Genomic DNA, 6,879 nt, shown 5'->3' with positions numbered 1-6,879 from the left:
GAGTTTGCCATTACTGCAAATGATAAAATGATACAAGATGCTGAAAAAGAAGCAGGAAAATAGGTTACTATTTTATTAAAAAATATTTAGAGACTACTTCAAATGAAGTAGTCTTTTTTTTTGAAAGAACTTTAACAAAAATTTGTTTAATTTATTCCGAAATAAGTTAAACGTTTTTTGTAAATTTATATCGTAATAAATAATACAATTATGGCAGTCAAAAAAACTACAACCAAAAAGAAAAAAATAGATGACAACACGCTTGTAAGTCTATATATGGATAGTGTTTTATCTAATAATGCTGAACCTAAAAATGTATACTTGTTTTGTAAAGAAAATGAAATTGAGGAAACTGATTTCTATAATTTTTATGGATCAATTGATGCTTTAAAAGAAGATATTTGGATTAAGTTCTACGAAAATACAGCTTCTAACTTAACAAAAGATGAGAATTTCGCTTCTTATTCAAACAGAAATAAGTTGTTGTCTCTATATTTTACTATGTTTGAAGTACTAACTTTAAACAGAAGTTATGTGCATTATACTTTAAAAGAAAATAAAGAGGGTTTAAAAACTTTGAAACAATTAAAAGGGTTGAGAACACATTTCAAATCATTTATTAATCAAATTATTGATGAGAATGAAGAGGCTAAAAATGAGCAAATTCAAAGAATTACTAAGCCATTATTTGCAGAAGGTGCTTGGATTCAATTTTTGTTTTTACTTAAATTTTGGTTAGACGATACCTCCAAAGGATTTGAGAAAACGGATATTATGATTGAAAAATCAGTAAAAGCTGTTTTAGATGTTCTAGACACAACGCCACTTGAAAGTTTGATAGATCTAGGAAAATTCATTTGGAAAGAAAGATTTAATTAAAAACGAGATTTGTGTTAAGGATAGAAATGGCATCCTCCCAACATGATTAGGATATAGAATAAATATTCTGACCTATAGGGTAACGTTAAAAGAATGCAGATTTACTATAAATTAGAAAAGATGCTGAAAGAAGTTCAGCATAAAAAGATATGAAAACATTAGACAAAATTCCGACTAACAAAATTGAACGTGCTGGACAACTGGTAAAAACCGGTTTTAAAGTTGGTGGAAATTATTTAGCTTACTATGGTGAAAAGATGGTAAATCCGTCTTTAAACAAAGACAAGCTGAATGAAAACAATGCGGAAGATATTTATGATGGTTTAAAAAACTTAAAAGGAAGTGCTTTAAAAGTAGCACAAATGTTAAGTATGGAAAAGAACATTATGCCTCGAGCTTATGTAGAGAAATTCTCCTTAGCTCAATTTTCTGTTCCTCCTTTATCGGCTCCTTTGGTTAGAAAAACGTTTAAAAAATATTTGAATAAATTTCCAGAAGAGGTTTTTGATACATTTTCTGAAAATTCAGTAAATGCTGCAAGTATTGGTCAAGTACATAAGGCTACGAAAGACGGAAAAGAATTGGCTGTTAAAATTCAATATCCTGGTGTAGCTGATAGTATTGGTTCTGATTTAGCCATTGTGAAGCCTTTTGCGATTAAGATGTTTAATTTGCAAGGAAAAGATTCGGAAAAATATTTCAAGGAAGTGGAATATAAATTAATGGAAGAAACGGATTATAATTTGGAATTGCGTCAAGGAAATGAGATTTCGAAAGCGTGTGCTCAAATTGAAAATTTACGTTTCCCAAAATATTATGAAGCACTTTCTTCTGAAAAAATAATTACAATGGATTGGATGAATGGTGAACATTTATCTGAATTTACAGCACATAATACGGATAGAGAATTAGGAGATAGATTAGGTCAAGCTTTATGGGATTTTTACATGTATCAAATTCATAAATTGAGACAAGTACATGCTGATCCACATCCAGGAAATTTTTTGGTGGATAAAGAAGGAAATTTAATTGCCATTGACTTTGGTTGTATAAAACAAGTTCCGGAAGGTTTTTATGTGCCTTATTTTCAATTAGCTCAACCAGAAGTAATTGATAATCCAACTCTTTTCAATGAGAAATTATACGAATTAGAAATTCTTAGAGAAGATGATTCTCCAAAAGAAATTGAATATTTTACAGCTTTATTTCACCGTTTATTGAGTTTGTTTACAAAACCATTTCATGGTGATTCTTTTGATTTTTCTGATACAGAATTTTTTGGACAAATCGCAGCAATGGGTGAAGATTTTTCTAAAGACACACAATTAAGAAAAATGAACGGTAATAGAGGCTCAAAACATTTTTTATATATTAACAGAACATTTTTTGGGTTGTATAATTTACTTAATGATTTAAAAGCGAGAGTTGATACAAAACAGTACGAAAAATACAATTAGTTTTTAGTTTGTTTGTTGAAAAGAGCATTACTTTAAAAAGAGTAGTGCTCTTTTTTTATTTAATTGTAAATTTGTATTTTTAAAATTAGCTATGCTTTCGATTCAAAATATTTCGTTTTCTTATTTAAAACAAAAAACTATTCCAACCTTTTCTTATGAATTACATGAAGGAAAAAATCTGGCTATTATTGGTGAAAGTGGTTGTGGAAAAAGTACGTTGTTAAAACTTATTTATGGTTTACATGATTTAGATAAAGGTCAGATTTTTTGGAAAGACGAAGAAGTTTTAGGTCCAAAACATCATTTAGTTCCAGGAATGGATTTTATGAAATATTTGGCTCAAGATTTTGATTTGATGCCTTTTATAACTGTTGCTGAAAATGTTGGAAAGTATTTGTCAAATATTGATAAAGAAAAAAAACAAAATCGAATTCTAGAATTACTCGAAATTGTTGAAATGACAGAAGTTGCCAATGTAAAAGCTAAATTTTTAAGTGGCGGACAAATGCAAAGAGTAGCTTTGGCCAGAGTTTTAGCTTTAGAACCTGAAGTTTTATTACTAGACGAACCTTTTAGTCACATAGATAATTTTAGAAAAAATAGTTTACGAAGAAGTCTTTTTAAATACCTGAAAGAACATAATATTACAACAATAATTGCTTCTCACGATGAAAACGATTATTTGCCTTTTGTAGATGAAATAATTGTGATAAAAGACGGAAAACAAATTGCAAATGCTTCTCCCGAAGAGTTAATTGCAAATCCACCTAATTATTATGTAGCTTCACTTTTTGATGATGTTAATGAAGTTAAGGCTAGTTATTTTGACGATAATTCAACTGAAACTTTATTAATTTATCCAAATCAATTGCAAGTTGTTGCAAGTTCTAAATTGAAAGTAACTATATCTCAAAATTACTTTAAAGGAAGTCATTATTTAATTGAAGCTATTTATGATGATGGAAAGTTGTTTTTCAAAAATAGTGACGCTATTGAAATTGGGAATGAAGTATGTTTAAAGAAAAAATAAATGAAAAATAAATTACCTTATTTTGTTATAATTGCAAGTTCATTATTACTGATTTTTAATTTGTACAATTATGTTTTCAATGGTGATGATAAAGGATTCTATTTAAGAATTATTTCTAATATTGTATTAATTGTTGCAATGGTTATTTCAATTAGACATAGAAATAAACAGAGTCAAAATTAATCTTTAAAATTAATTTCAACATTCAATTTTCCTATTTTTTTATTTAAAACTCCTTGGTATGAATGACTTTTTATGTTATTTGATTTAACATACAATTCACCATAATCAGATTTTACTAATTTATTTTTTAAAATATAAGCTTCTAAATCTACTTTTTCAGTGTCAATTAGAAATGTGGCTTTTTTAGTTTTTGTTATCTCATCATAAATACATTCAGTATTTTTTATGCTTGGTATATTGATTCCAGTTCGTAATTCGATATTGTCAATATTAAACTGTTCACAAGAGCAACTGTTGTAAATCATTTTACTAACTCCATAAAATCCAAAACTGACTAAAGTTAACAATAGTGCTATTCCAGAAAGTATAAAGATAATTTTTTTCATTGCTTTGTTTTAAAATTAACGATTTTATCTAAATTTTATTGCCAAAAAAAATCCCCAATTTTTCAATTGAGGATTTCTAAATTCTTATTTCTTATTTCTAAATTCTAAATTCTAAATTTTTACACTAAAACCCATTCACCAGAAGTAAGCATGCTTTCTGCTTTTTTGAACTTCATAGTTTCCGTTTTACCACTCATTACATGCTTTATAGTAACAGTGTCATTACGATTGATTTTTGGTGTGTCTCTAACTATAGTTTCAGTAACTTGTCTTTGTTGACTTGCATTTTGACCAGCTTGTCTATTGGCATCAGCTGAATTATTAATTTCAGTTGATTCTTTACTTTCTGTATAGTTTTCTTGTTGACGCTCTTGTTTAGCTTCTTGAATATCATTTGGATTTTGAGAAGGTAAATCACCTTTAAATAAGAATGAAATTACTTCTTTATTCACATTATCAATCATTTTTTTAAACAATTTGAAAGCTTCAAATTTGTAAATTAATAAAGGATCTTTTTGCTCATGAACCGCTAACTGAACCGAAGTTTTCATTTCGTCCATTTTACGTAAATGTTTTTTCCAAGCTTCATCAACAATAGCTAAAGTAATGTTCTTTTCAAAATCACCAACTAACGACTTACCTTGAGTAGCATAAGCTTTTTCAAGATTTGTAACTACGTTTAAAGATTTAATTCCATCTGTAAAAGGAACCACAATTCTTTCGTATTTTCCGTTATTGTTTTCGTACACATTTTTAATTACTGGAAAAGCTTCTTCTGCATTGCGAATTACTTTTTCTTCGTAATGTGCTAAAACAGCTTTATATGTTTTTCCGGTAACTTCCATTTCTGAAAGTTTGTTGAATTCACTTTCTGTAATTGGAGCAGTTACTGAAAAATAACGAATCAATTCAAATTCATAATTTTTAAAGTCACCAGCACCTTTATTTTCTTGAACGATAAGTTCGCAAGTGTCATACATCATATTCGCGATATCGACCTTTAAACGTTCTCCATGTAAAGCGTGACGTCTTCTTTTGTATACAACTTCTCTTTGAGCGTTCATTACGTCATCATATTCTAGTAAACGTTTACGAACTCCAAAAGCGTTTTCTTCAACTTTTTTCTGAGCTCTTTCAATAGATTTGGTCATCATCGAATGCTGAATCACTTCACCTTCTTGTAATCCCATTCTATCCATTACTTTGGCTACTTTTTCAGAACCAAATAAACGCATTAAGTTATCTTCAAGAGAAACATAGAACTGAGAACTACCAACATCTCCTTGACGACCAGCACGACCACGTAACTGACGGTCAACACGACGAGAATCATGACGTTCTGTACCAACGATTGCTAAACCACCTGCTTTTTTAACTTCAGGAGATAATTTAATATCCGTTCCACGACCAGCCATGTTTGTTGCAATTGTTACAACACCAGGATTTCCTGCTTCAGCAACAATTACTGCTTCGTTTTTGTGTTGTTTTGCATTCAATACATTGTGTTGAATACCACGCATTTTTAGCATTCGACTTAATAATTCTGAAATTTCAACAGAAGTTGTTCCAATCAATACTGGACGACCAGAGTTTGATAATTTAACAACATCTTCAATAACAGCGTTGAATTTTTCACGAACTGTTCTATAAATCAAATCTTCTTTATCATTACGAGCAATAGGTTTGTTTGTTGGAATTTCAACAACATCTAATTTGTAGATTTCCCATAATTCACCAGCTTCAGTTACAGCAGTACCAGTCATACCAGCTAATTTGCTGTACATTCTGAAGTAATTTTGTAAAGTAACCGTTGCAAATGTTTGCGTTGCAGCTTCAATCTTTACGTTTTCTTTAGCTTCAATCGCTTGGTGTAATCCGTCAGAATAACGACGACCATCCATAATACGACCAGTTTGCTCATCAACAATCATTACTTTGTTGTCCATTACAACATATTCAGTATCCTTTTCAAATAAAGAGTATGCTTTAAGCAATTGTGTTAATGTATGAATACGTTCTGATTTGATTGAAAAGTCTTTGAATAATGCATCTTTTCTTTCAGCTTCTTCTTCTTTTTCAAGATTAGCTTTTTCGATTTTGTGAATTTCAGTTCCAATATCTGGTAAAACGAAGAAACTTGAATCTGTATCTTGTGATAAAAATTGAACTCCATTATCGGTTAATTCAACTTGATTGTTTTTTTCTTCAATTACAAAATATAATGCTTCATCAACTTTTGGCATCTCACGATTGTTGTCTGCCATATATTGATTTTCTGTTTTTTGAAGTAATTGTTTAATTCCTTCTTCCGACAAAAATTTGATTAATGCTTTACTTTTTGGTAAGGCTCTATATGATCTCAATAATTGAAAACCACCATCTTTAGTGTTTCCTTCTTTGATTAATTTTTTAGCTTCTGTTAAAAATCCTGTTGCCAATTGTCTTTGTAAACTAACTAGGTTTTCGACTTTAGGTTTTAATTCACTAAATTCTTGTCTGTCTCCTTGTGGAACTGGGCCAGATATAATTAAAGGTGTACGAGCATCATCTACTAAAACCGAGTCAACTTCATCTACAATTGCATAATTGTGTTTGCGTTGTACTAAATCTTCTGGAGCATGAGCCATATTATCACGTAAATAATCGAAACCAAATTCGTTATTTGTTCCGTATGTAATATCTGCGTTGTATGCTTTTCTTCTTTGTGGTGAGTTTGGTTGATGGTTATCAATACAATCAACAGTCATTCCGTGAAATTCAAATAAAGGAGCTTTCCAAGTACTATCTCTTCGTGCTAAATAATCATTTACTGTTACAAGATGAACACCATTTCCAGTTAAGGCATTTAAATACAAAGGAAGTGTTGCTACCAATGTTTTACCTTCACCTGTTTGCATTTCGGCAATTTTACCTTGATGTAAAACCACACCACCAATTAACTGCA

The 6,879-nt window shown here is 29.9% G+C and carries 6 protein-coding genes; 4 read left to right on the top strand and 2 right to left on the bottom strand.

The genetic code is table 11. The annotated features are described in order from the left end of the window. Positions 1–210 precede the first annotated feature (210 nt). The 4 genes from AACZ53_RS13120 (at position 211) to AACZ53_RS13105 (ending at position 3,549) form a co-directional block, all read left to right on the top strand. On the top strand, positions 211–879 hold the full coding sequence (locus AACZ53_RS13120) for a TetR family transcriptional regulator C-terminal domain-containing protein (RefSeq protein ID WP_339839306.1): 669 nt from the start codon (positions 211–213) through the stop codon (positions 877–879). Between the two features lie 149 nt (positions 880–1,028). Beyond that, entirely contained in the window at positions 1,029–2,336 is a 1,308-nt protein-coding gene (locus AACZ53_RS13115; RefSeq protein ID WP_339839304.1) for an AarF/UbiB family protein, read from the top strand. 91 nt (positions 2,337–2,427) lie between these two features. Then, entirely contained in the window at positions 2,428–3,366 is a 939-nt protein-coding gene (locus AACZ53_RS13110; RefSeq protein ID WP_339839302.1) for an ABC transporter ATP-binding protein, read from the top strand. Then, a complete protein-coding gene (locus AACZ53_RS13105; RefSeq protein ID WP_026716169.1) occupies positions 3,367–3,549 on the top strand; it encodes a hypothetical protein in 183 nt (60 codons plus the stop codon). It begins immediately after the preceding gene. On the opposite strand, the gene AACZ53_RS13100 is transcribed toward AACZ53_RS13105, so the two are convergent. Both AACZ53_RS13100 and secA read right to left on the bottom strand, forming a co-directional pair. Then, positions 3,546–3,935: a hypothetical protein gene (locus AACZ53_RS13100; protein ID WP_339839299.1), complete on the bottom strand. Its 390-nt coding sequence runs from the start codon at positions 3,933–3,935 to the stop codon at positions 3,546–3,548. The two genes, AACZ53_RS13105 and AACZ53_RS13100, sit on opposite strands and share 4 nt — an antisense overlap. Before the next feature lie 119 nt (positions 3,936–4,054). Then, on the bottom strand, positions 4,055–6,879 hold a 2,825-nt coding region (secA, locus tag AACZ53_RS13095), incomplete at its 5' end, for a preprotein translocase subunit SecA (RefSeq protein WP_339839296.1).

The organism is uncultured Flavobacterium sp., from assembly GCF_963975005.1.
In the GTDB taxonomy this organism is placed as follows: Bacteria; Bacteroidota; Bacteroidia; order Flavobacteriales; family Flavobacteriaceae; genus Flavobacterium.
This window is presented reverse-complemented; position numbering and strand designations above follow the sequence as displayed.

Bases quoted from the DNA above. Each gene is read 5' to 3' on its own strand.
- AACZ53_RS13110 (WP_339839302.1), top strand. From the start codon at position 2,428: ATGCTTTCGATTCAAAATATTTCGTTTTCTTATTTAAAACAAAAAACT.
- AACZ53_RS13120 (WP_339839306.1), top strand. From the start codon at position 211: ATGGCAGTCAAAAAAACTACAACCAAAAAGAAAAAAATAGATGACAAC.
- AACZ53_RS13115 (WP_339839304.1), top strand. From the start codon at position 1,029: ATGAAAACATTAGACAAAATTCCGACTAACAAAATTGAACGTGCTGGA.
- AACZ53_RS13105 (WP_026716169.1), top strand. From the start codon at position 3,367: ATGAAAAATAAATTACCTTATTTTGTTATAATTGCAAGTTCATTATTA.
- AACZ53_RS13100 (WP_339839299.1), bottom strand. From the start codon at position 3,935: ATGAAAAAAATTATCTTTATACTTTCTGGAATAGCACTATTGTTAACT.